Genomic DNA, 25,176 nt, shown 5'->3' on the forward strand with positions numbered 1-25,176 from the left:
TCGGGTGCTCACGGCAGGACGACGACCAGGGCGTAACGGACCGGCGAGGGCCCCGGGCAGCGGAAGCGCGACCGCCCCCACAGGCGGAACCGCAGGCAGTCGCCCGCCTCCAGCCGATGGACGCGGCCGTCGGCGGTGATCTCCACGACGCCCTCCAGCACCCAGACGTGCTGTTCGAGCCCGGGGACCGGCGGCTCGTCGTAGGCGATGTCCGCGCCCGGCCGCAGCCGACCCTCGACGACCTCGCCGCGCAACCCTGGATGCGGCGGCGAGACGGAACGTCGCTCGAAGCCCGAGCTCTCGTCCCGCCACACCGCCTGGGACGCCGCCCGCACCACCTGCGCCGGCTCCGGCTCCACCTCGGCCAGCAGGCGCGACATCGTGCGCCCGTAGACCGCGCAGAGCTTGTTGAGCAGGGCGGCGGTGGGGCTGATCTCGCCGCGCTCCAGCCGGGACAACGTCGAACGGCTGATCCCGGCGCGCCCGGCCAAGTCGTCGAGCGACCAGTCGCGCTCGACCCGCAGCTCGGCGAGCCGCCCGGCCAGCCGCTCGTCCAGATCCTGTCCCATATTCAGGACGATATCCCAGATATGGGATCAGCGGCGACCCTTCCGGCGGATCCTGATGTCCCGCATGTCGGTCACCGCGACCTGCAGCACCCGGTACGGCACCCCGTACGCCTCCAGCGCCGCGACCGCCCGCCCGGTGGCCTCGTGCTCACCGTCGTCCGGCCCGGCGGGCACCTGGCAGCGGAAGGTGAACGCCGACACGGTGCCGTCGTGGGTGAACGTGCCCGCCTCGGTGAACGCCGTGTCGTGCGCCGCCAGCACCGCGGCCCGCCCCTCCTCGTCGATCCCGTCGAACTTCCCGCGGATGGTCACCCGGAACAACGCTCAGCCCTCCCGTACGGCATAGGTCAGCAAGGGCTCGCCGAGCAGGCCCTCGGTCACGTCCAGCAGCTCCAGTACGGCCTCGGCGATGGCGTCGGGCCCCTGCCCGGCCGCCACCCGCCTGCCGACCTCGGCGTACACCAGCGAGTGCAGGCAGCCGATCTGCCAGGCGACGGCCCGCGGCAGCGGATCGCCCGGCTCGGCCCCCGTCTCCTCGGCCAGCGTGTCGGCCAGCGCGTCGGTCATCTGCCGGCCCAGCTCCTCCAGGCGCGCCCGCAGCGTGGGAGCGGCCAGCATCATCTCCAGCACCTGGCCGAACCCGGCCGTCAGCCCCAGGCTGCGCTCGCGCCCGCGCACCTCCTCGCGCAGGTGGGCCAGCACCGCCCGCGCCGCCGACACGCCCGGCGCGCGCTCGCGCACGATGTCGGCGAGCCGCTGCGGCGAGGCATCCTCGGGCGGCAGCACGAGATCTTCCTTGGCGGTGAAGTAGTTGTAGAGCGTGTTCACCGACACCTCCGCCGCCGCGGCGATCTCGGCGATCGTGACCTGGTCGAAGCCGCGGTCGACGAACAGCCCGATCGCCACGTCGGAGAGGTGCCGGCGGGTCTTGCGCTTCTTGCGCTCGCGAAGCCCTTCGGTCATGACAGGACTCTACTGCAAAAATGAAGTGGATTGCAGTTTTGGGGCCGTCATCGGGATTCGGCGTCGGCGGCGAACCGGTCCCACGCCGCCTGGCGGGTGATGCCGAGGGCCTCGCCGATCCTGGCCCACGTCACGTTGCGGTCGCGCAGGATGCCCACCCAGGCGCGCAGGTCGCGTTCGGCCTGCTCAAGGGTGAGCGCCTGGCGGGGCAGGGAGGCCAGCACGTCGTCGTCGGACATGCCGGTCACGTACTTGTCGTCCGGGGCGGGGCCCCAGTGGACGCGCGACCCGCCGTCGCCGGCCGGTGCCTTGCGGAGCTCGGCGTGGACGATCTGGTGGCTCAGGTCGACGCAGGCGTCGCAGATGTAGACGCCGGGCCCGGCGACGACCTTCCTGGCCTCCTCGTGCGGCGTGCCGCAGAACGAACACCTCGTCGCCAGCTGCCCGACGGGGTCCGGACTGGTCTCACTGCGTGTCATCATGCTGTCAGCCTTCCCTTGACGGCCCGCTGTGTCAAGGGAAGGCTGACAATCGTCGGGCTCGCCGTCGAGGCCGCCGGCGAACGCGCGGCGGGCGTGCGGCACGAGCGCCCGCACCGCCGGGCCGCCGCCCTCCCGCCACACCAGGGCCAGCAGCGCGGGCGTCCGCACGTCGTCGATGAGCAGCGCGGTGAGCCGGTCGCGGTGGAGCGCGGCCATCGACTCGCTGAGAATCGCCACCCCGAGGCCGCGGACGGCCAGGCCGGCGATGGCGTCGGCGGCGCCGGCCTGCAGCGCGATCGGCGGCCGCAGCCCCTGGGCCGCGCACGCCTCGTCGAACACCGCCCGCAGCCCCGTGCCGCGCGGCATGCACACGATCGCCTGCTCGCCCAGGTCGCGCAGGGCGATCCGCCCCCGCCCGGCCAGCGGATGCTCCGGCGGGACGGCCGCGACCAGCCGCTCGCTGACGATCGTCAACGCCTCCAGGCCCTCGGGGACGCCGTTCGCGACGCCGATGAGCGCCAGGTCGAGCGCGCCGCCACGGACCCCCTCGACCAGCTTGTCGGAGTTGTCCTCCAGCAGCGACAGCTCCACGCCCGGATGCGCCCGGCGGAAGGCGGCCAGCGCGTCGAACAGCGGCGTGACCGTGCAGCCGAGCACCATGCCGACCGTCAGCGTGCCGCGGATGAGGTCGGTCACCTCGCCCACCGCCTGGCCCACCGCACCGGCGGCGGCCAGCGCGGCGCGGGCGTGTTCGAGCGCCGCCTTGCCCGCGACGGTGAGCGTGGCCACCCGGGCCGACCGGTCGAACAACTCGGCGCCGAGCTCGCGTTCGAGCTGCCGGATCTGGGCGCTGACGCCCGACTGGCTGATGTGCACCCGCTCGGCCGCGCGGGTGAAACTGCGCTCCTCGGCCACCGCGACGAAGTACTCCAGCTGCCTCAGTTCCATAACCTCAGATTGTAGAGGCCATCACAACCATCTGTTGGACTTCTGCAGTGGAAGTCGGCAGGCTGGCACCATGACCGCATACGAGAAGGCCATGCAGCCCGAGGACATCACCCGCCTGTTCGTCGAGCGTTCCAACGCCGGCGACGCGGCCGGCGTCGCCGCGCTCTACGAGGAGGACGCCGTGCTGGCCTACCCGCCCGGCAGCCGCACCGTCGGACGGGCCGCCATCCAGGAGCTGTGGGAGAAGGTGCTGGCCGGCCGCCCGCGCTTCGAGCCGGAGCAGCCGCTGCCGACGCTGGTCAGCGGCGACCTCGCCCTCACCTCGACCCCACCCAAGGACGGCTCGGGCGCCCGCGCCCAGGTCGTGCGGCGCCAGCCCGACGGGAGCTGGCTGCGCGTCCTCGACCAGCCCGAGTTCGTCCAGCCCGGCGAGCGTGCCTAGCCCGGGACGGCGCCGCTGACGGTCGTGCCCTCGCCGGGCACGCCGCGCACCGACAGGCGCCCGCCCAGCTCGGCGAACGCCGCGCGCATCCGGCCGACGCCGCCGCCCGGAGCCGTGGAGGCGAAGCCGCGGCCGTTGTCGCTGATCGTCAGGCGCAGGCCCTGGGGCCCGGCGGTCACGGCGAGCGAGGCGGTGCTCGCGCCGCTGTGGGCCTCGACGTTGGCCAGCGCCTCCTCCGCGACCGCCAGCACGGCCCGCCGCCACGCCACCGACACGGGACCGGCGGGCAGCGCCCAGATCTCCACGGTGATCCCCGTGCGCTCGGACCACCGGCCGCACAGGCTCTCCAGCTCGCCCGCCAGAGCCGGCCTGGCCTTGTCCATGATGCCCGTCATCGCATCTCCTCCGGACGCCCTTCCCCTTGAACGGGTGGGACTGCCCTGAGCATGGCGATCGGGGCGTTGAGCCTGTGTTGAGCCTGTGTTGAGCCGTCGTTGAGCCCTCACCCGGGCACGATCGTCGAAGCGTAGCACCACGCCGTCAGCGATGAGGGGACGCCGGTCACCCCGCAGGCGTGCGGCCGGGCGCGAAGGGGTCCAGGCCGGTCAGGGCGGTGCTGGCGGCCCACAGCCGGGCCGCGAGCTCGGGGTCGGCCATGTGCCCGCGCACCGGTTCGCGGGCCGGCAGGCCGCGCATCCCCAGCACCCTGGGCCCCCACAGCTCACCCCCGCGTACGGACGGATCCAGCACGGCCCGCACCGCCGGCCACGCCGCGGCCTCCTTGCCCTGCAGCAGCAGCCCGGCGGGCAGGCCGCGCAGCCGCTCACCGGCGGTGCGCGGCCGGACCGGCCGCGAGGGCGTCAGGGAGTCCAGCGCGCCGCCGGGATGGGTGACCACGCTCGCCGTGGTGGCGCCCGCGGCGCGCAGGCGGCGGTCCAGCTCGAAGCCGAAGAGCATCTGCGCCAGCTTCGAGCGCGCGTACACCCGTTTCGGCCGGATGTCGCCGCGGCTCTGCAGATCGTCCAGGTCCAGGGTCTCGGACCTGGCGGTGAGGCTGCCGGTGGTCACGACGCGGGCGGCGGGGGCGGCGGCCAGCAGCGGAGCCAGGTGCGCGACCAGCGCGAAGTGGCCGAGATGGTTGGTGGCGAACATCAGCTCGTGGCCGTCCTTCGTCTCGCGCCGCGGCGGGTCGTCGAGCAGCACGCCGGCGTTGCACACGACGGCGTCCAGGCTCGGCAGCCCCAGCGCCGCGACGGCGGCCCCGATCGAGGCGAGGTCGGCCAGGTCGAGCGGCACCTGCCGGACGCGCGCGCCGGGGACCCGGCCGCGGATGGACAGCGCGGCGGTCTCCGCCCTGGCGGCGTCGCGGCTGCCCAGGACCACGGTGGCGCCGGTGCCGGCGAGCTGCTCGGCCACGAAGTAGCCGATGCCGGCGTTGCCGCCGGTGACCAGGAAGTGCCTGCCCTGTGCGGACGGCAGGCGCCGGACGTCCCAGGGCGCGGAGGAGGAGGACACGGGAGCGCTCATTTCTGTAGTCGCTATGAATTCAGAATCATTCTAGTTTTTGCTACGATGAGAGCATGACGACAGGACGCCGCGAACGCAAGAAGGCGCAGACCCGCAAGGCCCTGGCCGAGGCCGCGGTGCGGCTGTTCACCGAACACGGCTACGACGGCGTGACCGTCGCCCGGGTCGCCGACGAGGCCGACGTCTCCATCGCGACCCTGTTCGCGCACGTGCCCGACGGCAAAGACGCGCTGATCTTCGACGACGGCGACGAGCGGCACGTCTGGCTGGCCGCCGCCGTCCGCGAGCGGCCCCCCGGGCAGAGCGTGCTGGCGGCCCTGCGGAACTGCCTGGCCGAGCGGGGGCCGTTCGCCGGCGACCTGCCGCCCGAGCAGCGGCGCAAACGCGACCTGATCGTGGGCACGCCCGCCCTGCGGGAGTACTCGCGCCGGCTCTGGATCGCCGCCGAGGGCCCGCTGTCCGAGGCGATCGCGGCCGAGACCGGGCGCGATCCCGCCGACATGACCGTGCGCGCGCTGGCCCGCTACGTGCTGGAGATCCCCGAGCTGGCCGGCGCCGAGCCCGACCCGCGCGCCGCCCTCGACGCCGTCTTCGGCCTCCTGGAGTCCGGCTGGCCCGAGCGCGCCTGACGGCGTCGGGGCGTTGACGCGGGGGACCCGGCTCTGGTCCGCTGTACGTCACTGATCATCGACTTCGGGGAGCGAGCCCGTGTGGTTTCCCAGGCGCCTGGCCGCTGTGATCGTCTCGTCGGTCCTGGCCGTCTCGGCCGTGCCCGGCGCGGCCCGAGCCGCCACGCCCGTCACCGTCTGGCACTGGAACGCGGCCGGCAACACGCTGAACCACGGCTCGACCGGCAACGGCATGGTCCGGGCCGCCGTGGGCTCGATCGTGGCGCGGGGCGCGACCCTCGTCTCGTTCAACGAGCTGTGCGCGAGCCAGTACCAGGCGCTGGTCACCGGCCTGCGGGAGGCCGGCTGGCCCGCTGACGACGGCAACTTCGCCCGGTTCGTCGCCACCTACCCCGCCCAGACCGGCGGGCCGTGCGGCGGCGGCGAGTACGGCAACGCCCTGTTCAGCAAGCAGCCCCTGGGGGCCGCCGAGCGCATCACCCTGCCCGACGACGGCAAGACCGAGAAGCGGAAGATGCTCTGCGCCCCTCTGCAGTCCCGCCCCGGCCTGCGGTTCTGCGTCACGCACACCACCTACGTGGACGCCTACCGCGCCGCCCAGCTCGACGCCGTGCTGACCAGGCTGGAGGCGTACCACGCGGCCGGTGACACGGTGGTCGTCGCGGGCGACTTCAACCTGCCGCCCGACGCCGCCCGCCTGAACGGCTACTACTCCCCCACCGTGAACACCCCCAACAACCGCGGCAACACCGGCCGCTACCACGAGCTCGACGACGCCGACGCGGGCAACTGCCCCGGCTACGGCGAGCTGACCGTCAGCACGCCGGACGGCAAGGGCCCCTGCGGCTCGGGCACCAAGCTCGACATGATCTTCGCCAGAGCCGACCGGATCAGCGGCGCCTACTCGGCCGACTCGCTCGCCCCCGCGACCACGTGCACCGGCAACCCGGGCGGCCTGTGCTCCGACCACCGCGTGCTGGTCGGAACCGTCACCCTGTCCTGAGCACGGCCGTGGCCCACCCCGGGGAGCACGGGGCGGGCCACGGCCTTTCCGGCAGGCGGACGCTCACCGCCCCGGCCGCACCAGCAGCACGTTGCCCAGCGCGCGCTGCCCGGTGGCGTCGGAGGGACGGTTGACGATGCCGCTCTGCGCCGTCGCCATCACGCTGGAGCCGCCGCCGTCGAGGTTCATGGCCTCCACCGCGCCCAGGCCCCGCATCAGCTCGGCGGCCCGGGCGATGCCGAGGCCCTCGCTGTAGCCGTCCTGGCGGCCGTCGACGACCACCAGCAGCAGGCGGCCACGCTCGTCGAGCCCGACCATCGAGCGCGGGTTGGCGCGGACGGTCCAGTTGTAGGTGAACGTCTGGTCGGCGCCGTCGCGGATGATCCCGTCGGCGGCGGCGTTGACCGACACCTGCCCGTCCCGGACGAGCGTCGGGCCGACCTGCAGGATGGTGGTGTCCGGGGTGAGCGGGACGCGGCGGCCCCGGCTGTCCTCGACCCGCTCGGTGACGGTCAGCCTGGCCCCGACGGAGGCGTGCGCGAGGAGCCAGCCGGCGCTGTCGCCGATCGCCTGGACGGTCGAGCCACCCGCCGGCACGGCCGCGCCGCGCGTGCCGTTCACCGCCAGCACCTTGCCGCGGGCGTCCAGCACGGCCTCGGCGCCCGCGCCGGACGGCGGGGTGCCCCACTCAGGGGTGAACCGGACCAGTTCGCTGGGGTCGGTGCACTTGAAGTCGTGCTGGGGCTGCTCGGTGGGCAGGTCGCCGCCGACGCCGCCGCAGTTCCAGATCTCGCCGGGCAGGCGGTTCACGCCGTCGATCTCGACGGTGTCGCGGCCCACGCGCAGCGTCACGTGGGCGGTGTAGGCGTCGGCCTCCAGCCGGCGGCCGCCCTGCGTGATCCTGATGCCGCCGCGTCCCTGGGTGGCGCTGCCGATCAGCCGGCCGTCCTTGACGTACAGGCCGGTGGGCGAGCTGTTGAGGAACCACTGGGCGTTGACGCCCGCCACGGCGCCGGTCGAGGCCATGAGGTCGGTCAGCGTCTCCATGCCGCTCAGCGTGGGGCCGAAGTCGGTGTCCACCGTGCCGCGGAAACGCCGGAAGTCCACGCGCAGCACGTGGACGCGCTGCGGCGCCGCGGCGTCGGTGCCGTCCTGGGCGGTGTAGCGGGTGCCGCCGGTCAGGCCCGCGGCCTTGATGCGCGCGAGGCCGGCGGCGGCGTCGGCGGCGGTCGCGTACCGGCCGACGCGCACGACCCAGCCGAGCACGCCCGCCGGCCGGTCGGCGAAGGCGGGCAGGTCCACCTGCTCGACGCGGGGCTCGAAACCCTTCTCGCGCAGCGTGGCGGCGACCCGGTCGGCGATCTCCCGGGGGCCCAGCGCCGTGGCCGCCCGGTTCAGCGGGCCGTCGATCGTGGCCGGCAGGTAGACGTGCACGGTCCAGAAGTCGTCGTCGTTCTTCGCGCCGAGCGTGAGCCGGGTCAGCGTCACGCCGGGGGCCACGTCCACGGTGTCCTGCGACGCGGTGGCCCCGGCGGCTGCGGTGACGGCCGCGGTGGCCGGGGACGTGACCAGCAGCGACGCGACCGCCATGAGAGCGGGGAGAGCTTTGCGGTACATGCGCGCCACTCCACCGCAGCCGGATGACGCGCACCCGCCCTGGACGGGACGCCCCCGGAGCCGCCACCCGAAGATCACATGAACGCCCCGGGCCTGCTGACAAGGGCCTGTCAAACAGCGGCCACCCACCTTGTCGGGCAGGTCGGGCGGGCGCACAGTCAAGGCACATCACCGCCCAGGAGGATGGATGAACGGAAGACCTGCCCCCCACCGTCACGCCACGACCGCGGTAAGACGTCTCTTATCCGCTGGTCTGGCCGTGTTCGCCGCCGCCTTCCTCGTCGCGACCCCCGCCGGGGCCCTGGCGGGGCCGACGGCCAAGGAGCTCGTGTCGAGCCTCGACCTCGACTGCTTCAAGACCACGACGTACCAGCCGCCGGCCGTCGCGCTGACGCTGAAGCACATCAACCCGGTGCTCGCCAACCAGCCGCCCGTGCAGGTCACGCTCGGCCCGCGCGAGCAGCTCTGCGTGCCGGTGGCCAAGAACAACGTCATCCCGCCGTCTCCCGCGCTCGACTTCGTCAGGTTCGTCGACCTGTCCTGCTACCGGGTGACCGGCCCGCAGATCAACCTGCCCCTGTCGCTGCGCCACCTCAACCCCGTCCTGCAGGGCCTGCCGGGCCTCAGCGTCACGCTGAGCTCGCCCCAGCAGCTGTGTGTGCCGGTCAGCAAGAACGGCGTCGTCCCGCCGCCGGACGTCCTGAACGTCGTCTCGCACATCGACCTGCTGTGCTACGCGCACACGCCGAACCCGTCGATGAACAAGGCGCTGAACCTCACCCAGCTCAACCCCGTCCTGGTCAACCAGATCCCGCCCAGGACCGTGCAGGTGGGCGCCGCCCGTCAGCTCTGCGTCCCGGTGCAGAAGGGCGGTGACCAGATCCCGGCGGACGTGTTCGCCCTCGTCCGCTGGGTCGACCTGGAGAAGTTCGACGTCTCCAGCCCGGCGACCCCCATCGTGTCGCTGACGCTGAAGCACCTGAACCCGGTGCTGGCGAACCTGCCCGCCGAGGAGCTGCGGCTCACCGGCCCCTCGCAGCTCGCCGTGCCCGTCTCCAAGAACGGCGCGGTGCCGCCGGCCTGACGCACCCGGCCGGGCCGCGACCACCGGCCCGGCCGCCTTCCGCCCCGATCCCGGACAAAGGATTCCCCAGCATCGGATCGTCCGGGAGTGGCGTCCGCCTGGCAGCGGTATGACCTGTTTCCGACAGGTCGTGGAGCATTCGGGGGAACCGGTGGGGATGTCCTGGCGGGCGGTGGTGACGGTGCTCGCCGCCGTGGCGCTGACCGGCGGTTGCGGCGGCGGCAGCGGTCCGGACGGTTCGGGGGCGGGCGAGGCCGGGCCCAGCGCGCCCAAGCAGGCCCGGCCCGTCATCACGCCGGACACCCCGATCGTCCCCGACGACGCCGACGAAGCCGGCGACCTCCCCGACCCCACCATGCAGGTGGGTATGGACTGCCAGAAGGTCTTCCAGAAACAGGACTTCGCCGGGCCGGCGGCGCAGAAGATCAACCAGGTGGCCGCCGACCCCCGCAGCTCCGACAGCGAGAAGGCGGTGGCCAACGCCTGCGGCTCGGTGATCAACGCGAACACCGGGAACTGGGACAAGTCGGTCGAGCAGGCCGATGTCGCGAACAACCTCCGGGCGAAGATGCCGGCACAGATGCGCCGCCCGATGTTCGCCATGCTCGACCAGGCGGAACTGGAGAGCGCCGCCGCGCTGGGCGAACGCGACAGGGTCCGGCGAGTCATCGCCCGCATCCAGCGGGAGGGCGGCCAGGTCCCGGACGGCTACCTCAGGAACGCGTGCGCGGTGGTGTCCGGCACCGAAACGCTCCCGGAGTGCGCGACGATCACTGCCTCGCCCGGCCCCTCGCAGCCCTCGCCCGGCACCTCGTCCGGGTCTTCGTCCGGGCCCTCGCAACCGTCGGAGCCCGCCGGGCCTGCGCCGGGCGAGCCGTCCTCCGAAGCGCCCGGCACCGAGCCGCCCGGCGAGCCCCCGGACACCGGCGGCGGCACCGGGCCGCCCGGCGACCAGCCCGCGCCACCGCCGGAGGAGACCGGCCCGGCGCCGGCCCCGTCGTGAACGCCCCACCGCCCGCCGCCGAACCCCCGGACGACGGCGGCGGCGGCGCCGGTCAGGACGTGTCCCGCCTGTGGCAGGTTCTCGCCCACGTCGTGACGCCGACCACCTTCATCGCCGCCATCATGGTGTACTTCGGGGCGGTCCGTACCAACACCATGTACGCCCGCCTCGGCGTGGACCAGAGCATGCTGGGCCTGTCCCTGCAGGACTACGCGCTGCGCAGCGTCACGCTGGCGGCAGAGCCGCTGATCCTCGTGCTGGTGGTGGCCCTGGTCGCGCCGCCCGCGCACGCGTGGCTGACCCGCTCCGCCGAACGGCATCCTCCCTTCGCCAAGTGGGCGGTCAGGGTCATGGCCGTCCTCGGAGTGGCCGGCGCCGCGGTGGGCATCGGGAGCCTGGCCGGATGGAGACTGCTGCCGCCCTACGCGAGCCTGGGCGAATGGAGATCGCTGCCGCCCTACGCGGGAGTGGCCGGATGGAGGCCGCTGCCGGCCTACGCCATGCCCCTCTGCCTGGGCCTGGGCGTGTTCCTGCTGGTCTACGGCTCCTCCCTGCGGCAACGGCTCGACCCGCGCCACAGGCCCTCCGCCACCGACCAACTCGTCCGGCGCACGCTGTGCATGGCGCTGTTGCTGTTCCTGCTGCTGTGGGGGATCACCCTCTTCGCGCAGTCACGCGGAGAGCGGGAGGCCGACCGGATGCTGGCCGGCATGCGGAGTCTGCCGAGCACGGTGGTCTACGCGGCCCGCCGCCTGAACCTGGAGGGGCCGGGCATCACGGAGACCGCGCTGCCCGACCCCGGCGCGATGTATCGCTTCCGCTACACCGGCCTGCGCCTGCTGATCAACTCCAACCAGCGGTACTTCCTCCTGCCCGCCTGCTGGATGTCCGATCCGTCGGCGCGGGCGATCGCCCTGCCCGCCGACGACTCGCTGCGCCTGGAGTTCGGCGTGTTCCGGCTGCCCCCCGACTGCCCGCCCTGACCCGCCGTTGCGCCCCGCCCCCGGCGGGCGCGGTTGCGGTTCGCCGGGCCGCGGGTTTCACTGATCTCGTGCCTCGATTACGGCCACGTTGGCAGTACCTCCTGTTCGCCCTGGCCTGGCTGGCCGGCGGCCTCCTCTGCGCCTTCATCGGCGGTACGGCCGCGGAGAACGGCCTCTCCTGGCTGGACCACGCGATGCCGTACCCCGGTGGTGTGTGCCTGGGGTTGGGGCTTGTCATGCTCGGACGGGCGGGGCTCGTCGGCCGGCTCCGCAAGAGCATGTGGCGGGTCGCGCCGCCGGAGCTCGACCAGCCGAAGGGGCGGACCGCGGGAGCAGGGAAGGCGCGGAACCGGTCCCGGCGCTGAAGCCGTCCGGCTGACGGCCGCCACGCCCGCACGGCGTTCGGGCTACGACAGGGAGGCGACGAGCTCGGCGAACTCCTCCGGCGTCACGATCCGCACGCCCAGGCTCTCGGCCTTGGCCCGCTTGGAACCGGCCTTCTCCCCGGCCACCAGCAGCGACGTCTTGGCCGAGACGCTGGAGGACGCCTTGCCACCGGCCCGCTCGATCAGCTCGTTCATCTGGGTGCGGCTCAACGCCTCCAGCGTGCCGCTCATCGCGCCGGTCACCACGACCGACATCCCGGCCAGCGGCAGCCCGGACCCGCCGCCGGTCTGCGGGGCGCCGGGCTCGGCGGGGGGCGTCCAGCCCGGCTCGGCCATGTTCACGCCCGCCTGGACCAGCTTGTCGATCAGCGGCCCGAGCTCGATCAGCTCGGCCACCACGACCGGCGCCTTCTCCGGGCCGATGCCCTCGACCGCCTGGATCGCCTCGGCGTCGGCGGCCCGGATGGCCTCCATCGAACCGAAGTGGCGGGCGATGCGGCGGCTCATCGACCGGCCGGTGCCGCGGACGCCGAGCGCCGCGAACACCCGGCTCAGCGGCCGGCTCTTGACCTGCTGGAAGGCGGCCAACAGGTTGTCGGTGCTGGTCTCGCCCATGCGCTCCAGGCTGAGCAGCTGCTCGCGGGTCAGGAAGAACAGGTCGGCGAAGTCGGCGATCAGACCGGCGTCCAGCAGCTGCTTGATGCGGTTCTCGGCCAGGCCCTCGATGTCGAGCTGGTCGCGTCCGGCGGCGTAGATGATGGACGCGATCGCCTGGCAGGCCCGCCCCCGTACACACCGCCACCGTTCCTGCGACCTGTCGAGGGCGTCGCCGCAGGACGGGCAGACCTGCGGGATCGGGATCGGCCGCTCCTCGCCGGTGCGCAGGTGCACCACCGGCGACTCCACGCGCGGGATCACGTCGCCCGCCTTGTAGACGACCACGCTGTCGCCCAGCATCAGGCCGCGCCGGGTGATGTCGGCGACGTTGTGCAGGGTGGCGTAGGTGACGATGCTGCCGTCGAGCTCGACCGGCTCCAGCACGGCGCGCGGGGCGATGACGCCGGTGCGGCCGGTGTTCCACTCCACGCCGACCAGCTTGGTGATCTTCTCGGTCGCGGGCAGCTTGTAGGCGATGGCCCAGCGCGGCGCGCGCGAGCTGAACCCGGCCTCGGCCTGGTCGGCGGCCAGGTCACACTTGATCACGATGCCGTCGATGCCGAACGGCAGCCCGGCTCGGGCGGCGGCGATCTCGCCGACGCGCTCCTGCACCCGCTCCAGCGTGTCGGTGACGATCCCGGCGACCGGGGTGGCGGCCGTGGTCTGCACGCCCTGCCCGGCCACCCATTCCATGACCTGGCTGTGCGGCAGCTCGCGCAGCCGCGTCGCCAGCTCGGAGTCGTCGCCGGGCGCGGGCAGCGCGCCGTAGCCGAAGAACGTCAGCTCGCACACGTACGGCCGGTCCTGGGCGCGCAGCGTGCCGGCGGCGGCGCTGCGCGGGTTGGCGAACGTGGTGCCGTCGTGCGCCGAGCGCTTGGCGCACGCCTCCTCGAACTGCGACGTCGTCATCATGACCTCGCCGCGCAGCTCCACCGTGACCGGCTCGGCCAGCCGCTCGGGCAGGCCGACGATGGTGCCGACGGCGTGCGAGACGTCCTCGCCCGCGGTGCCGTCGCCCCGGGTGACGAGCTGGGCCAGCCGGCCGCCGCGGTAGCGGGCCGAGATGGCCAGGCCGTCGAGCTTGGGCTCGACGCTCCACGCGGTGACCGGACGGCCGAGCCTGCGCTCGACCGAGGCGGCCCAGTCGGCGAGCTGCTCGGCGCCGAACACGTTGTCCAGGCTGAGCATCGGCACGGTGTGCGGCACGTCCCCCACGACCGCGCCGCCCGCGACCTTGCCCGTCGGCGAGGTCGGCAGCACCTGCTCGGGATGGGCCTCCTCGTACGCCTGGATGCCGCGCACCAGCCGGTCGTAGGCGTCGTCGTCGAGGGTGGAGGTGCCGTCGGCGTAGTAGGCGGCGGCGGAGTCCACGGCGAGCTGCACGGCCTCGGCGTAGGCCGTGTCATCAGCGAGGACGGTGAAAGGGGGCGTCTCGGTCATGCCATAACAATGCCGGTAGCCACCGACAATCCGAGCCCCTGGCGGTCGACGGGCGCGTGACGGTTCCTCCTCCCCGTCGGGGGCTTCTCCCGCACATGACCTCAGCCGTCAAGTGGCTTTGCGGTAGTTCACGGTAGCGGTCCATGATTGGTCCGAGTCGGGCGCGTGCACGAAGGAGGCCCGCCGGCTCGTCGGAGGGCCGAGCAGGGGCTCGGAGTTCGACGACGGTGCCTGGGGTGACCCCTGACCCCGGACACATCAAGCGGCATGAACGGGAAGCCATGGCAGCGGAGTTCGCGATCGGCGAGTACATCCTGGTGCAAGACGGGAGGACCTTCGACATCTTCCATTGCCTGACTGAGGCCAGGCGATACCACGTGGCGTTCCTCGGCGTGGACGCGAAACCACACGGTGACGGCTTCAAGGTCACGATCGGTACCCGGTACAAGGACCGGATCGTCAACGGGGTGCCGCTGAAGATGGATCAGCAACAGTTCGCGCGTTTCCAGGATTTCATGGCCGCGGCCATCGCAGCGCGCGACGGCACGACCGCCCCATAGCCGGTTGCCGGGGCCCCGGATCGTCGGCCACGGGTACGAGCCCCCTATACCCGCGGGCGGGAGCGGAGGAGTTACAGGGTTCTCCTGCCCGTACTCGTGATCAGTGCGTCGAGGGCGGCTCGGCCCTCTTCGGCGCGATGCGGGATCAGCAGAAGAGTATGGGCTCGTTCCAGCCGAGCGTCGATGCCCTCCCACTGGGCGACCGAGGCCGCCAGCGCGTCCGGGTCCGCGTGGAGCCTGCCGCCGGCGCGAGCCAGGCATGCCGAGGCCCAGTGGTTCTCACCGGCTGTCAGGAGCGCGGCCGCGAGCCGGTCCGGAGCGTCGGGCAGCCCGGCGACGACCGCGAGCTCGGCTCCCGCCGCCTGCGCGTACGCCGCGTAACGTCCCATCGAGAACGTGCCGAAAGCCCGCTCCACCAGGGCGGTGGCGTCGCTGAGGTCACCGGATTGCAGCGCGGCCCGGGCATCGACGAACGCGCCGAAGGAAGTCAGCCCGGCATGCGCGTGGTCGACCACCACGCCGGCCCTGTGACGCCAGAGCCGGAAACGGACCGGGTCGTCGAGAAGTCCATGGGCGAGCGCGACGGCCGACACGGAAGGCAGCAGCCATCCGGCCGGCGGCCGGCCGGCTCGTTCCCAGCTCGCCCACATCCGTTCGCCGTAGCGCAGGGCCGCGCCGAGCTCTCCGGTGAGGACGAGCGCGGGGATCAGTCTGCTGGCCGAGATGTAGGGGTGGTCTCCGACGAGGTCGTCGGCCATCATGATCCGACCGGCGGTGATCGCCGCGGGCAGATCTCCCGCGACGATCGCGTCGGTGCAGGCCACGTGCAGGGTGTCCACGATCTCGATGGCCGAACGCGGGTCGTCGCGGTCCATCTCCGACAGCAGTGCCAGCCGCTCCTCGGTGTACCGCCGGGCTTCGCGATGCCGGCCGGCCCGTACGGCGGCGGTCGTCACCGCGTCGAGCCCCGCGCTGACGAGCACGGCGTCGCCCGTCGTCCGTGCGACGGCGAGCGCGCGGGCGGCCAGGGCCGGGTCCGGGTCGAAGGCGCCCGGCCGCCCGGTCCAGGCTGCCGCCGCGGCGAGGGCCGCGGCCACGGTCGGGTCGCCCGGGTCTCCGGCCTCGGCAGCCTCGGCGAGATGACGGCGAAGCCGCTCGCCGGGAATGCCCTCGGGGAAGGAGGCGAGAAACCTCGCCGCTGTCTCCACCGCACGGGCGAGGGCGACCGCGCGGCCGTTCTCGTCGCCCGCGGCGTGGGCCTGCGCCGCCGAGGCGAGCAGCAGGTCGAACACGCATTGCCCGGAGATGTTGTCCAGGGAGCAGTCGGCCGCGTTCCGCAGGTCTTCGGCCGCTTCGGCGGGACCGGGCGCTCGTTCGGCTGCCTGCCGGTAGTGGCTCTGGGCCTCGGCCAGGAATCGGCGGGCGAAGGTGAGGTGACCCAGCGAGCGGGCCAGCCGGTGCGCCGCCCCGCCCCGTCCGGGCGGGGCGGCGGCCAGCGCAGCACGCAGATCGTCCGAGACCTCGTCGAACTCCCGTCGCCAGACCTCGGCGCCGTCCTTCTGGCTGTCTTCGCACGGCGCCGCCGTCCCGGCGCCGTGCTGTCCGGCGGCGATCAGCCGCTCCCGCATCGCCGTCGCGGTACCGGCGGCCCACAGCAGATGGAGTTCCCGAGCGGCGTCGTGCTCACCGGAGTCGCGTAACAACTCCTCGGCGAAGGCTCTGACGGTCTGCAGGAGCCGCCATCGGCTCGCCGTCCCCGGGGCGCGTACGACGAGACTCTTGTCGACGAGCCGCCCCAGCACATGGCTCACGGCGCCGGGTGGGCGGCCGGGGGTGAGCGCCGTCGCGGCGGCCAGGTCGAAGCCGCCGCAGAACATCGACAGTCGCCGGAACAGTGCCTGCTCCTCCTCGTCGAGCAGGTCGTGACTCCATTCGAGCACCGCGCGCAGGGACCGATGCCGCCGGTCGGCGGCCCGTCCTCCGGTGAGCAGCCTCAGCGTGTCGTCGAGCGCGACGAGCAGCCCGGCAAGCCCCAGAGAGGCGCTGCGGGCCGCGGCGAGCTCGATGGCCAGGGGAATGCCGTCGAGCCGGGCGCAGATCTGCGTCAGCTGGGCCGGGTCGGCGTCGAACTCGGGATCGGCCGCGGTGGCACGGTCGAGGAAGAGCGCCTCAGCGTCGGAGGCCAGAGGCAGCGGGCCGATCGGCACGGTTCGTTCGCCGGGCACGCCGAGGCGCTCGCGGCTCGTCACGAGGATCCGGGTGCCCGGACAGGCTGCCAGCATTCGCTCCGCGAAGCCGGCAGCAGTGTCCAACACGTGCTCGCAGTTGTCGAGGACGAGCAGCGCCCGATCGCGGCGAAGCCGTTCGATGACGGCATCCTCCAACGGCTGCTGGGCCCGCTCACCGACCCCGAGCACCTTGGCCGCCGCCTGCGTGACGAAACCGTCCCGGACGGGAACCAGATCCACGAACGCCCCGCCGGCCGGGTAGGAGGAGCAGACCTCTGCCGCGAGGCGGCTCTTGCCCGCGCCGCCGGTACCCAACAGGGTGACCAGTCGGGAGGCGCCGAACGCCGCCAGGACCGCCTCGTGTTCCCGTTCGCGCCCGACGAACGAGGTCATCGGGGTGGGAACCCCGGGCTGCGGGCCATCCGGGACGTCGCGGTCCACACCGGCCTGCACCGCCTGCTGCGCCAGCTCCTGCCGGTCGGCCACGCCGTACTTGCGCAGCAGCGAGGCGACGTGGCTCTCGACCGTGCGGACGGAGATGCGCAACCTGTTCGCGATCTGCGCGTTCGACAGCCGCGCCGCCACCGCCGCCAGCACCTCGGCCTCGCGCTGGGACACCTTTGCGATCATTCGGACATCATCACGTACGTGTGGACGTCACGGAGGTCTCAGTGGCGAATCAGTGGAGACCACGGATGCCGGACAGCCGCCACGTGCAGCATTCTGATCATGCAACCGACGAACACGAACACGAGGGGAACGACATGGACAAGGTCATCTCGCAGGACGGCACCGCGATCGCCTACGACCGGATCGGGCAGGGCCCGGCGGTGATCCTGATCGGCGCCGGCCCCAACGACCGATCCGCGACCGCGCCCCTGGCCGAGCTGCTGGCCAAGGACCTGACCGTCTACAACTACGACCGGCGCGGCCGTGGCGACAGCGGTGACACCGCCCCCTACGCGGTGGACCGCGAGTTCGAGGACATCGAGGCCGTCATCGCCGCGGCGGGCGGGTCGGCGCACCTGTACGGCACCTCCGGCGGTGGCATCATCGCCCTGGAGGCCGCCGCCCGCGGGCTCGCCGTCGACAGGCTGGCGGTGTGGGAGGTTCCCTACATCCTGCCCGGCACCCGTACGCCGGTGCCGGCCGACTACCGCGAGCAGCTCGTGGCGCTGCTGGCCGAGGACCGCAGGGGCGACATGTGCGAGCTGTTCCTCACCGCCGCGGTCGGCATCCCGGCCGAGTTCGTCGCCCCGATGCGCGACTTCCCGGGCTGGCCGGCGATGGAGGCCGTGGCCCACACGCTCGTCTACGACGCCACCATCACCGGCGACTTCTCCCTGCCCGCCGATCGGCTGACCGGCGTTACGGCCCCCACCCTGGTGATCGACGGTGAGACGATCCCGTGGATCAGCAGCACGGCGCAGGCCGTGGCCGACCTGCTGCCGGACGTCCGGCGGGCCACCCTCACCGGTCAGCCGCACAACGTGGCCCCCGAGGCCATCGCCCCCACGCTCGCCGCGTTCTTCACCGAGGCCACAGCGTGAGCACCATCGTCTCGCAGCTGTTCGTGTCGCTGGACGGTGTCGTGGAAGCCCCCGAGCAGTGGCACTTTCCCTACTACGACGAGGAGATGGCCGCGGCCGTCTCCGGCCAGCTCGACGAAGCCGACATCCTCCTGCTCGGACGCAGGACCTACGAGGTGTTCGCCGCCTCCTGGCCCGGCAGAGGCAGCGAGGCGCCGTTCGCCGACCGGATCAACTCGATGCCCAAGCTGGTGGCCTCGACCACGCTGACCTCCCCGGCCTGGCAGAACACCACCGTCATCCCCGGCCCGGTCTCCGGCGAACTCGCCGCCCTCAAGCAGGGGCCGGACCGGCACGTCACCATCAGCGGCAGCTTGACCCTGGTGCGATCGCTGCTCCGCGACAACCTGCTCGACGAACTGCATCTCCTCATCCACCCGGTCGTCCTCGGCCGCGGGGAGCGGCTCTTCGCCGACGGCGGTCCGACCCCGATGCGACTGGTCCACTCGGCCACCTTCGCCACCGGCGTCCTGCACCTGATCTATCACCCTGGCCCCTGACGGGCGGCGGCAGAAGATCGGCGGATTGATACGGTTTCGAGGCGTCCGTGACGGCCTGGACCGCGAGGAGCGATCACAGGCCGTCAAGAACGAGGACCAGGAGGAGTGGGGCCAGGGCGGCGATGGCGCCCGAGACCGCCGCGGGGGCGTGCGGCTCCGCGGCGAAGCAGGCGGTGTCCACCAGTACGGCCGCCGGCCGGCTGGTCGCCCGGACCGGCGCGGGCCAGGTGAAAGCGGACCATGGCGACGTAGCCGGCGCCACACGTGACGCGGGTGGTTGCCCAGACGCCTCAGGAGCCGTCCCGGGCGAGGCGTTGCGATACGACCGCGCGATCCACGCCCAGCCGGGCAAGCAGTTCTGCTGCCGGGTCGGGACGATCCAGTTCGAGTAGTGCGCGCATTAGGTGACTGGTGTCGATGTCGCGGGTCTTGGCCTTCGTGGCCTTGACGGCCTTCGTCAGGACCGCCTGGGCGGTGGACGTCATCGGCGGGTACTTGCGGGAGGGCGCGCCTGGTGCTGTGACCGGAAAGGTTCACCGGGTTCGTGGGTGGCTGTCCTCTCCGGGCGGGCACGGCAGGCTTGTGCCAACGACATGTCCCTGATTACTCGAAATCGACGCTGAAGACGATGACCACGCACAGGAGTACCGCCAGCCCAAGGACAGCGAGAATCGCCAGCATGATGGCGGTGATCACCAATCTGCCCTTCCATGGCTTCAATGTCACCGCCACATGATCCCATGAGACGAGTTCGCCTTGATGATCACATCATGCGCGGCGCCCTCGTCGGCCTGCACTCACGAACCCGGTGAACCTTCCGGTCACAGCACTAGATCGGCGGCGAGGCCTCCGAGGTCGATGCCGATGGCCTGTAGGGCTTCACGGTCCAGCGCCTCCAGGGCCGCGTAGGCAGTGTCCAGATCGACCTGAAGGGCACGTGCGGAGGCTGAGCCGGTCTCGTGGAGCAGACCGAGCAGCAGGTGCTCGGTCCCCATGCCTGGCATGCGCGGACTGCCGGGACATGCCCAGCGCGTCACCGATCTGCTCCCACGCCCATCCCCGTCACCGGGCGTGGGCGATGGCTGTGGTCTCCACTTGTTCGGCCGGTTGATACAGCACTCCCACCGCTCGCAGGCCGAGGGCCGGGTCGTGAGCTTGGATGCGCTACGCCAGGTCATCGAACGACATGTCTGTCAGTTTGCCTTGACACGCTGATCCTGTCAAGCCAAACTGACAGCGCCCAGCCTGTCAGGTGAGCCTGACAGGCTGGGCGGCATCTGCGTATTCCTGGAGGCACGTCATGTTCAAAAAGATCGGCTTGCTGTGCGGTGTGGTCGCCGGACCGCTGTTCATCTTCGTTCTCCTTGTCCAAGGAGCCGTCCGCGACGGCTACGACCCGATCCACCATGCGGGCAGCTCCCTGGAACTGGGCAGCAGCCTCGGCTGGATCCAGCAGGTCAATTTCATCCTGGCCGGAGGGCTCGCGATCGTCTTCGCGTTAGCCGTGCCCGGCGCGCTACGAGAGCACGGCCGAAAGTCTGCCTGGGGGCCGCTGCTCATCGCCCTGTGGGGTGTGGGACTCATCGGGGCGGGCGTCTTTCTGGACGATCCGGTCAGCGGCTACCCGGTAGGGACCCCAGCACTCACCGTGCCTCCCACCACCCACGGCGACCTGCACGGCAAGCTGTCCCTCGTCGGGTTCCTGGCGCTGACCGTCGCCCACTTCGTGTTCGCCCGGCGCTTTGCCGGCTGGGGCCAACGCCGACGGGCACTGTATTCGGTACTCAGCGGAATCCTGTTTCCCATCGGGTTCGTCCTGTTCGTATCGGCCTTTCTCCAGGTGAACGGGCTGGCTGAGATCGGCGGCCTGCTGCAGCGCCTGACAGTGGGCATCGGCTGGCTCTGGCTGACGCTGCTGGCGGTCCACCTCATCCGGATGCCCAACGGTCTCCAGCGCGCCAGAGGAGAGCGGGCCGCACGTCAGTGACGGCACGGCGCTGCCGCAACAGCGGCTCGACAAGGTTCTGTCGTACTCGGGTTTTGGGACTGTCCGGCCGGATTTGAACGTTGAGCCTGCCGTCGTAGGTCAGGCGGGGTTGCGAAGGGTGCGTGGGTGGGGGTGTCCCACGGTGCGACATGTCGAGCGCGGGCCCGCCGCGCCCACGCCGCGCTGCGCCCGATCCCGTCGCGGCCCTACATGGCCCGTCGGTAGGAATCGCGCCACACGGCCCAAACGAGCAGTGTCGCCGCAGGTCACCGTGCGCGACGGCGTCACCTGCGGAGGAGGATGCCAAGCCGCCTGGGAGCTCCAGGTTAGGCATCGTCCCCTTTGGGGTGTGCGGCGCAATTCCTACCAGCACCCCAGCCGCCGCCGGAGTTCACCGTGGGGAGCGGGGTGGACTACAGGCCATCGCTGAGGCCGGCGGCCAGGCCGACCCGCTGCTCCTGGGCTTTGGCCAGGTTGGAGGAGCAGACGCCGATCTCGGGCAGCCCCGGCGTCACAGGCCGATGGCCGCCCCGGCGGACAGAGAGCCGATGCTCAATCGAGCGTGCAGATTCAGCCGGACCTCCCCGTGGGGACGCACTTGTTGCCAGAGATGATCGCGCTCATGTCCTCCATGCGACACGGTCTGGCCTCATCGCGAATTGTGGCTACATGCGGCGGATCATAGCGTCGTCGGGTGCCGATGATTGTGTTGTGTCTTGTTCAGTTCATGCTCGTGCTCGATGACACCGTCGTGAACGTGGCCCTGCCGAGTATCCGTGATGAGCTGGGCTTCAGCGCGTCCGCCTTGCCCTGGGTCGTCAACGCCTACTTCCTGGCCTTCGGCGGGCTGCTGCTGCTGTGCGGCCGGCTGGCTGATCTGCTGGGCCGTCGCCGCGTCTTCCTCATCGGGGTGGCGCTGTTCGGGGTGGCCAGCCTGGCCTGCGGGCTCGCGCAGGAGCCGTGGCAGCTCGTGATCGGGCGGTTCGTGCAGGGCGTGGGTTCTGCGATGGCCGGCCCTGCAGCGATGTCGATGATCACGTTGCTGTATCCGGGGCCGGAGGAGCGGGCCAGGGCGCTGGGCATCTGGGGCGGTATCGCGGCCCTGGGCGGGACCTCGGGCCTGGTGCTGTCCGGGGCGCTGACCGATCTGGTGTCCTGGCGTGGGATCTTCCTGATCAACCTGCCCATCGTCGCCGTGGCCCTGGCGCTGCTTCCCCGGCTGGTCCCCGAGTCCCGCGCGCCCGGCCGGCGCCGCCTCGACGTTCCCGGCGCGGTCCTGGTCACCGGCGCCGCGGTGTCGCTGGTGTACGGGTTGCTGCGGGCCGGAGAGACGGGCTGGGGCGATCCGATCGTCATCGGTGCCGTCGTGCTGTCCGCGGCCTCGGCGGCGGCGTTCCTGGTGGCCGAGTCGCGGGCGGCGGCACCGCTGGTGCCCGCATCGTTCCTGGCCTCGCGGACGCGGGCGGTGGCCAACGGCGCGACCCTGCTGTTCTCGATGGCGATGTACGCGATGTCGTTCCTGCTGATGATCCAAGTACAGACCGTTCTGGGCTACAGCCCGCTCCTGGCCGGCATCGCCTACCTGCCCTACGGCGCCGGCATCCTGGCGGGCATGTGGCTGTCCTCCCGCATCTCGTTCAGGATCGGGGCACGCTGGGCGCTCCTGCTGGCGTTCCTGGTCAACATCGCCGGCCTGCTGCTGCTGGCCGGCGTGGCGGTGGGCGACTCCTACGTCGCCCACGTCCTGCCCGGGATGCTCATACTGAGCGTGGGCAACGGGCTGAGCCTGCCCGTCATGGCGGTGGCCGCGGTCGACGGCACCACCGAGGAGGACGCCGGTCTCGGCTCGGCCCTGTTCACCTCTGTCCAGCAGATCGGCGGCGCCATCGGGGTGGCCGCGCTGGCCGTCATGGGCTACTCAGGCGGGCTTACGGCGGGCGCGGTCTGCATGGCGCTCGGCGCTGTGATCATCGTCGTGCTGCTGCCGTCGCGGGCCAGCGGCCCGCAGGACCAGCAGCGCGTGGTGACTTCGACGGTTTGAAGCGGGACCAACAGAAGGCCGGGTTTGGGACCACATGATGATGAATGAGTGAAGCCAGGTTTAGTACCACTTCAAACGGTGGTGTCACCACGGTGTTGAGAACGCTGTGGCGGCTCTCCCGTTACGTGTCGGCCGCGCTGGCCACAATCCGCGATTATGCCAGACCATATCGCCTTGAGGACATAATCTGGACCACATGATCGAAGCCGTCGAATCCATGATCGAGGCCGTCGAATCCGCCGTCCCGACCACGGTAGGCGTGATCGTGGTCGGGCACTTCCCGCTGTCATCGGGACAGTGGATCTCCCCGCACAGCCACACGCACCACCAGCTGGCCTGGACGCGGAGCGGCGTCCTCAGCATCGCCGTGGACGACGCGTACTGGGTCCTGCCGCCCACCCGGGCCCTGTGGTTGCCGGCGGGAGTCGTTCACCGGACCGGCGCGACCCGCGACGCGCTGCTGTGCAGCCTCTACCTCGATCCAGTGCGGTGCACTCTGGATTGGACGGAGCCCACTGCGGTCGGCGTCGACGGGCTGCTGGCCCATCTGATCGCCTATCTCGCCCGTGAGGACCTCGCCGATGACGCGCGATTGCGGGCCGAGGCGGTAGTGCTGGACCTGTTGCACCCTTTGCCGGCCCTGCCCATCGATGTTCCGCTTCCCGTGGACGAACGCGTGCGCGCCGTGGCCGACACCCTGCTCGCCGACCCCTCCGACTCCCGGAGCCTTGAAGGCCATGCACGCTCCATCGGAGTGAGCCGACGCACCCTGACGCGGCTGTTCGTCCGTGACACGGGGTTGAGCTTCGACCGCTGGCGCACTCACATGCGACTGCGGGCCGCCCTGCCTCTCCTCGCCGAAGGCCGGCCGGTGTCGCAGGTAGCGCACACGGTGGGGTATGCGACTCCAAGCGCTTTCCTCGCGGCGTTCCGCCGGACCGTCGGTACCTCGCCCGGGCGCTACCTCAACGGAGAGGCCGTTCTCGATGTTTGATCCAGAACCGAGATGATCTCACGCCCTTCTCTCGCGTGAAGATCCGCACCAGCGCCATGGCTTTCTGCCGCGACGACATCGCGCGGATTCGCCGCGATCGCCCCCGCAGTGCGGCAGTCGTCTCGTACGAGATATCCTCGGGCGCGCAAATGGCGCAGAGCGGCGTCAATATAGACCGTGTTCCAGAGAACGACACAAATTAAAACGACACCCAGCGCGCCCAGGTGGTCCTCCACGCCTTCCCGGTACCGCTGGAACACCTCGCGGCGGCGGCCGTGAAATATCTTCTCGGCCAGTGCGTGGCGCCCTTCCTGGAGGTTGCGCATGCCTTTGATGCCACGCCGATAAGGTTCGCTGTCGATGATCGACAGGATGTGGAGGGTTTTGAAGAGGCGGCCGTAGGTCGCGATCGCCTCACTTGGAGCGGTGGCGTGCCCGTCCCGCTGCAGTGCTCTGACCACATCAGGCGAGCTGACTTTGCTGGGTGTAGACGTAGCGATCAACCGCAGGATCTCCTCCTGGTGCCGCCGCACCTTGCCCAGGTCCAACTTCCCCGTGGCGAAGGTGTTCAACGGGCCGTAGTCGGCCCCGTTGTCGGTACGCCAGAGGCGGTTACCTGTCCGCGAAAGCCTTGCCGGCACTGATGGAAGCCGGCAGATCGGACCACCATGATCGGGCCATTGGTTAAGGAAGTACTTGACTATCGGTGTGCGCCGACCAATAGTTAAGGATATGCCTAACTATGGCGGATCACTGGACCGGGTGTTCCAGGCGCTGGCGGATGGAACGCGCCGGGCGATGGTGGAGCGCCTGATCCGCGGGCCGGTGCCGGTCAGCGAACTGGCCAGGCCACTGGAGATGTCGCTACCGGGGGTCATGCAGCACATCCAGGTGCTGGAAGCCTGCGGGCTGGTCAGATCCGAGAAGATCGGCCGCGTCCGCACCTGCCGCATCGAGCCGGACGTACTGCGGATGGCCGAGGAATGGCTTGCCGAGCAGCGCACGTCCTGGGAACGGCGCCTGGACCGGCTCGGCGACTACCTGCTCGATGATCCTGGCACACCGGAGCAAGGGAGCTTGTGATGATCGACCGTTCTGTCACGCACGCCACGTTCACCCTGGAACGCCTCTACCCGGTCACGGCGGCCCGGGCGTTCGCGGCATGGGCCAACCCGAAGGCGAAGGCCCGCTGGTTCTCCACCCCCGATGCGGACCATGAAATGGACTTCCGGGTCGGGGGCCGGGAGGTCAACCGCAGCCACCCGGACAGCGGCCTGTCGATGACGTTCGAGTCGTTGTACTGCGACATCGTCCGAGACGAGCGCATCATCTACACCTCCACGCTGCACGTGGGAGACGACCTGGCGACGGCGTCGCTGACGACCGTGGCGTTCTGCCCGGCCGACGGAGGCACGCGGCTGGTCCTCACCGAGCAGGGCGCCTTCCTCGATGGTCGGGATGAGCCTTCCTGGCGGGAGCAGGGCACCGGCGACTGGCTTGACGCGCTGGGCGTCGAGCTGGGTGCGGGTGGGCATGGGTGAGCC

At 71.5% G+C, this 25,176-nt stretch carries 27 protein-coding genes; 15 read left to right on the forward strand and 12 right to left on the reverse strand.

The window, feature by feature from the left end; genetic code table 11:
- Positions 1 to 8 precede the first annotated feature (8 nt).
- The 4 genes from AB0J46_RS24660 to AB0J46_RS24675 are packed head-to-tail and all read right to left on the reverse strand — an operon-like array spanning position 9 to position 2,962.
- Positions 9 to 569 carry an XRE family transcriptional regulator gene (locus AB0J46_RS24660; protein WP_358286808.1) on the reverse strand — a complete coding sequence of 187 codons (561 nt, stop codon included), beginning with the start codon at positions 567 to 569 and terminating at the stop codon, positions 9 to 11.
- 27 nt (positions 570 to 596) lie between these two features.
- Complete coding sequence (locus AB0J46_RS24665) at positions 597 to 881, reverse strand: DUF6204 family protein (RefSeq protein WP_358286809.1); 285 nt, start codon at positions 879 to 881, stop codon at positions 597 to 599.
- A gap of 12 nt (positions 882 to 893) precedes the next feature.
- Positions 894 to 1,532, reverse strand: coding sequence for a TetR family transcriptional regulator (locus AB0J46_RS24670; protein ID WP_364335766.1), 639 nt, complete (start codon positions 1,530 to 1,532; stop codon positions 894 to 896).
- Positions 1,533 to 1,579: 47 nt separating this feature from the next.
- A complete protein-coding gene (locus AB0J46_RS24675; protein ID WP_364335768.1) occupies positions 1,580 to 2,962 on the reverse strand; it encodes a LysR substrate-binding domain-containing protein in 1,383 nt (460 codons plus the stop codon).
- Positions 2,963 to 3,032: 70 nt separating this feature from the next.
- Here AB0J46_RS24675 and AB0J46_RS24680 point away from each other — a divergent pair, with 70 nt between their 5' ends.
- Positions 3,033 to 3,404, forward strand: a complete 372-nt coding sequence (locus AB0J46_RS24680) for a nuclear transport factor 2 family protein (protein ID WP_358286815.1) — start codon at positions 3,033 to 3,035, stop codon at positions 3,402 to 3,404.
- Here the strand turns inward: AB0J46_RS24680 and AB0J46_RS24685 are convergent.
- Both AB0J46_RS24685 and AB0J46_RS24690 read right to left on the reverse strand, forming a co-directional pair.
- Positions 3,401 to 3,799: a hypothetical protein gene (locus tag AB0J46_RS24685; RefSeq protein WP_364335770.1), complete on the reverse strand. Its 399-nt coding sequence runs from the start codon at positions 3,797 to 3,799 to the stop codon at positions 3,401 to 3,403. The two genes, AB0J46_RS24680 and AB0J46_RS24685, sit on opposite strands and share 4 nt — an antisense overlap.
- Before the next feature lie 166 nt (positions 3,800 to 3,965).
- Entirely contained in the window at positions 3,966 to 4,931 is a 966-nt protein-coding gene (locus tag AB0J46_RS24690) for an SDR family NAD(P)-dependent oxidoreductase (protein WP_364335772.1), read from the reverse strand.
- A gap of 53 nt (positions 4,932 to 4,984) precedes the next feature.
- On the opposite strand from AB0J46_RS24690, the gene AB0J46_RS24695 reads away from it, so the two are divergent.
- Both AB0J46_RS24695 and AB0J46_RS24700 read left to right on the forward strand, forming a co-directional pair.
- Positions 4,985 to 5,560 carry a TetR family transcriptional regulator gene (locus tag AB0J46_RS24695; protein ID WP_364335774.1) on the forward strand — a complete coding sequence of 192 codons (576 nt, stop codon included), beginning with the start codon at positions 4,985 to 4,987 and terminating at the stop codon, positions 5,558 to 5,560.
- A gap of 79 nt (positions 5,561 to 5,639) precedes the next feature.
- Positions 5,640 to 6,563 carry an endonuclease/exonuclease/phosphatase family protein gene (locus AB0J46_RS24700; RefSeq protein WP_364335776.1) on the forward strand — a complete coding sequence of 308 codons (924 nt, stop codon included), beginning with the start codon at positions 5,640 to 5,642 and terminating at the stop codon, positions 6,561 to 6,563.
- A 63-nt stretch (positions 6,564 to 6,626) separates the two neighbouring features.
- On the opposite strand, the gene AB0J46_RS24705 is transcribed toward AB0J46_RS24700, so the two are convergent.
- On the reverse strand, positions 6,627 to 8,180 hold the full coding sequence (locus AB0J46_RS24705) for a phosphodiester glycosidase family protein (protein WP_364335778.1): 1,554 nt from the start codon (positions 8,178 to 8,180) through the stop codon (positions 6,627 to 6,629).
- A gap of 187 nt (positions 8,181 to 8,367) precedes the next feature.
- Here AB0J46_RS24705 and AB0J46_RS24710 point away from each other — a divergent pair, with 187 nt between their 5' ends.
- The 4 genes from AB0J46_RS24710 to AB0J46_RS24725 all read left to right on the forward strand — a co-directional run bounded on the left by AB0J46_RS24710 (position 8,368) and on the right by AB0J46_RS24725 (position 11,615).
- The gene (locus AB0J46_RS24710; protein WP_364335780.1) at positions 8,368 to 9,264 is read left to right on the forward strand and encodes a hypothetical protein; all 897 of its coding nucleotides are present in this window, start codon (positions 8,368 to 8,370) and stop codon (positions 9,262 to 9,264) included.
- A gap of 109 nt (positions 9,265 to 9,373) precedes the next feature.
- Positions 9,374 to 10,267: a hypothetical protein gene (locus AB0J46_RS24715; protein ID WP_364335782.1), complete on the forward strand. Its 894-nt coding sequence runs from the start codon at positions 9,374 to 9,376 to the stop codon at positions 10,265 to 10,267.
- Complete coding sequence (locus tag AB0J46_RS24720) at positions 10,264 to 11,250, forward strand: hypothetical protein (RefSeq protein WP_364335784.1); 987 nt, start codon at positions 10,264 to 10,266, stop codon at positions 11,248 to 11,250. The genes AB0J46_RS24715 and AB0J46_RS24720 overlap by 4 nt, the downstream gene beginning before the upstream one ends.
- Before the next feature lie 68 nt (positions 11,251 to 11,318).
- On the forward strand, positions 11,319 to 11,615 hold the full coding sequence (locus AB0J46_RS24725; RefSeq protein ID WP_364335786.1) for a hypothetical protein: 297 nt from the start codon (positions 11,319 to 11,321) through the stop codon (positions 11,613 to 11,615).
- Between the two features lie 42 nt (positions 11,616 to 11,657).
- Here AB0J46_RS24725 and ligA read toward each other — a convergent pair whose 3' ends face one another.
- Complete coding sequence (gene ligA, locus AB0J46_RS24730; protein ID WP_364335788.1) at positions 11,658 to 13,733, reverse strand: NAD-dependent DNA ligase LigA; 2,076 nt, start codon at positions 13,731 to 13,733, stop codon at positions 11,658 to 11,660.
- Between the two features lie 236 nt (positions 13,734 to 13,969).
- Here ligA and AB0J46_RS24735 point away from each other — a divergent pair, with 236 nt between their 5' ends.
- Positions 13,970 to 14,293 (forward strand): hypothetical protein, encoded by a 324-nt coding sequence (locus tag AB0J46_RS24735; RefSeq protein ID WP_364335790.1) that lies wholly within the window; start codon positions 13,970 to 13,972, stop codon positions 14,291 to 14,293.
- 71 nt (positions 14,294 to 14,364) lie between these two features.
- On the opposite strand, the gene AB0J46_RS24740 is transcribed toward AB0J46_RS24735, so the two are convergent.
- Positions 14,365 to 17,151, reverse strand: coding sequence for a LuxR C-terminal-related transcriptional regulator (locus AB0J46_RS24740; RefSeq protein ID WP_364335792.1), 2,787 nt, complete (start codon positions 17,149 to 17,151; stop codon positions 14,365 to 14,367).
- Positions 17,152 to 17,285: 134 nt separating this feature from the next.
- Between AB0J46_RS24740 and AB0J46_RS24745 the strand changes: the two genes are divergently transcribed.
- Positions 17,286 to 18,071 (forward strand): alpha/beta hydrolase, encoded by a 786-nt coding sequence (locus AB0J46_RS24745; RefSeq protein WP_364335794.1) that lies wholly within the window; start codon positions 17,286 to 17,288, stop codon positions 18,069 to 18,071.
- Entirely contained in the window at positions 18,068 to 18,610 is a 543-nt protein-coding gene (locus AB0J46_RS24750) for a dihydrofolate reductase family protein (RefSeq protein WP_364335796.1), read from the forward strand. Before AB0J46_RS24745 ends, AB0J46_RS24750 begins: the two co-directional genes overlap by 4 nt.
- 290 nt (positions 18,611 to 18,900) lie before the next feature.
- Here AB0J46_RS24750 and AB0J46_RS24755 read toward each other — a convergent pair whose 3' ends face one another.
- Together AB0J46_RS24755 and AB0J46_RS24760 are read right to left on the reverse strand one after the other, a co-directional pair.
- Entirely contained in the window at positions 18,901 to 19,095 is a 195-nt protein-coding gene (locus tag AB0J46_RS24755; protein WP_364335798.1) for a Clp protease N-terminal domain-containing protein, read from the reverse strand.
- Between the two features lie 336 nt (positions 19,096 to 19,431).
- Entirely contained in the window at positions 19,432 to 19,605 is a 174-nt protein-coding gene (locus tag AB0J46_RS24760) for a Clp protease N-terminal domain-containing protein (protein ID WP_364335800.1), read from the reverse strand.
- 305 nt (positions 19,606 to 19,910) lie between these two features.
- On the opposite strand from AB0J46_RS24760, the gene AB0J46_RS24765 reads away from it, so the two are divergent.
- The 3 genes from AB0J46_RS24765 to AB0J46_RS24775 all read left to right on the forward strand — a co-directional run bounded on the left by AB0J46_RS24765 (position 19,911) and on the right by AB0J46_RS24775 (position 23,632).
- Complete coding sequence (locus AB0J46_RS24765; RefSeq protein WP_364335802.1) at positions 19,911 to 20,597, forward strand: DUF998 domain-containing protein; 687 nt, start codon at positions 19,911 to 19,913, stop codon at positions 20,595 to 20,597.
- A 700-nt stretch (positions 20,598 to 21,297) separates the two neighbouring features.
- Positions 21,298 to 22,638: a DHA2 family efflux MFS transporter permease subunit gene (locus tag AB0J46_RS24770; RefSeq protein WP_364336163.1), complete on the forward strand. Its 1,341-nt coding sequence runs from the start codon at positions 21,298 to 21,300 to the stop codon at positions 22,636 to 22,638.
- A gap of 196 nt (positions 22,639 to 22,834) precedes the next feature.
- Positions 22,835 to 23,632, forward strand: a complete 798-nt coding sequence (locus tag AB0J46_RS24775; protein WP_364335804.1) for a helix-turn-helix transcriptional regulator — start codon at positions 22,835 to 22,837, stop codon at positions 23,630 to 23,632.
- On the opposite strand, the gene AB0J46_RS24780 is transcribed toward AB0J46_RS24775, so the two are convergent.
- Positions 23,599 to 24,273, reverse strand: a complete 675-nt coding sequence (locus AB0J46_RS24780) for a Tn3 family transposase (protein ID WP_364335806.1) — start codon at positions 24,271 to 24,273, stop codon at positions 23,599 to 23,601. The two genes, AB0J46_RS24775 and AB0J46_RS24780, sit on opposite strands and share 34 nt — an antisense overlap.
- Before the next feature lie 91 nt (positions 24,274 to 24,364).
- Here AB0J46_RS24780 and AB0J46_RS24785 point away from each other — a divergent pair, with 91 nt between their 5' ends.
- Together AB0J46_RS24785 and AB0J46_RS24790 are read left to right on the forward strand one after the other, a co-directional pair.
- On the forward strand, positions 24,365 to 24,715 hold the full coding sequence (locus tag AB0J46_RS24785; protein ID WP_364335808.1) for a metalloregulator ArsR/SmtB family transcription factor: 351 nt from the start codon (positions 24,365 to 24,367) through the stop codon (positions 24,713 to 24,715).
- Positions 24,715 to 25,173: an SRPBCC family protein gene (locus tag AB0J46_RS24790; RefSeq protein ID WP_364335810.1), complete on the forward strand. Its 459-nt coding sequence runs from the start codon at positions 24,715 to 24,717 to the stop codon at positions 25,171 to 25,173. The genes AB0J46_RS24785 and AB0J46_RS24790 overlap by 1 nt, the downstream gene beginning before the upstream one ends.
- Positions 25,174 to 25,176: the final 3 nt, after the last annotated feature.

Origin of the sequence: Nonomuraea sp. NPDC049758, from assembly GCF_040674635.1 — a bacterium.
Classification (GTDB): domain Bacteria; phylum Actinomycetota; class Actinomycetes; order Streptosporangiales; family Streptosporangiaceae; genus Nonomuraea.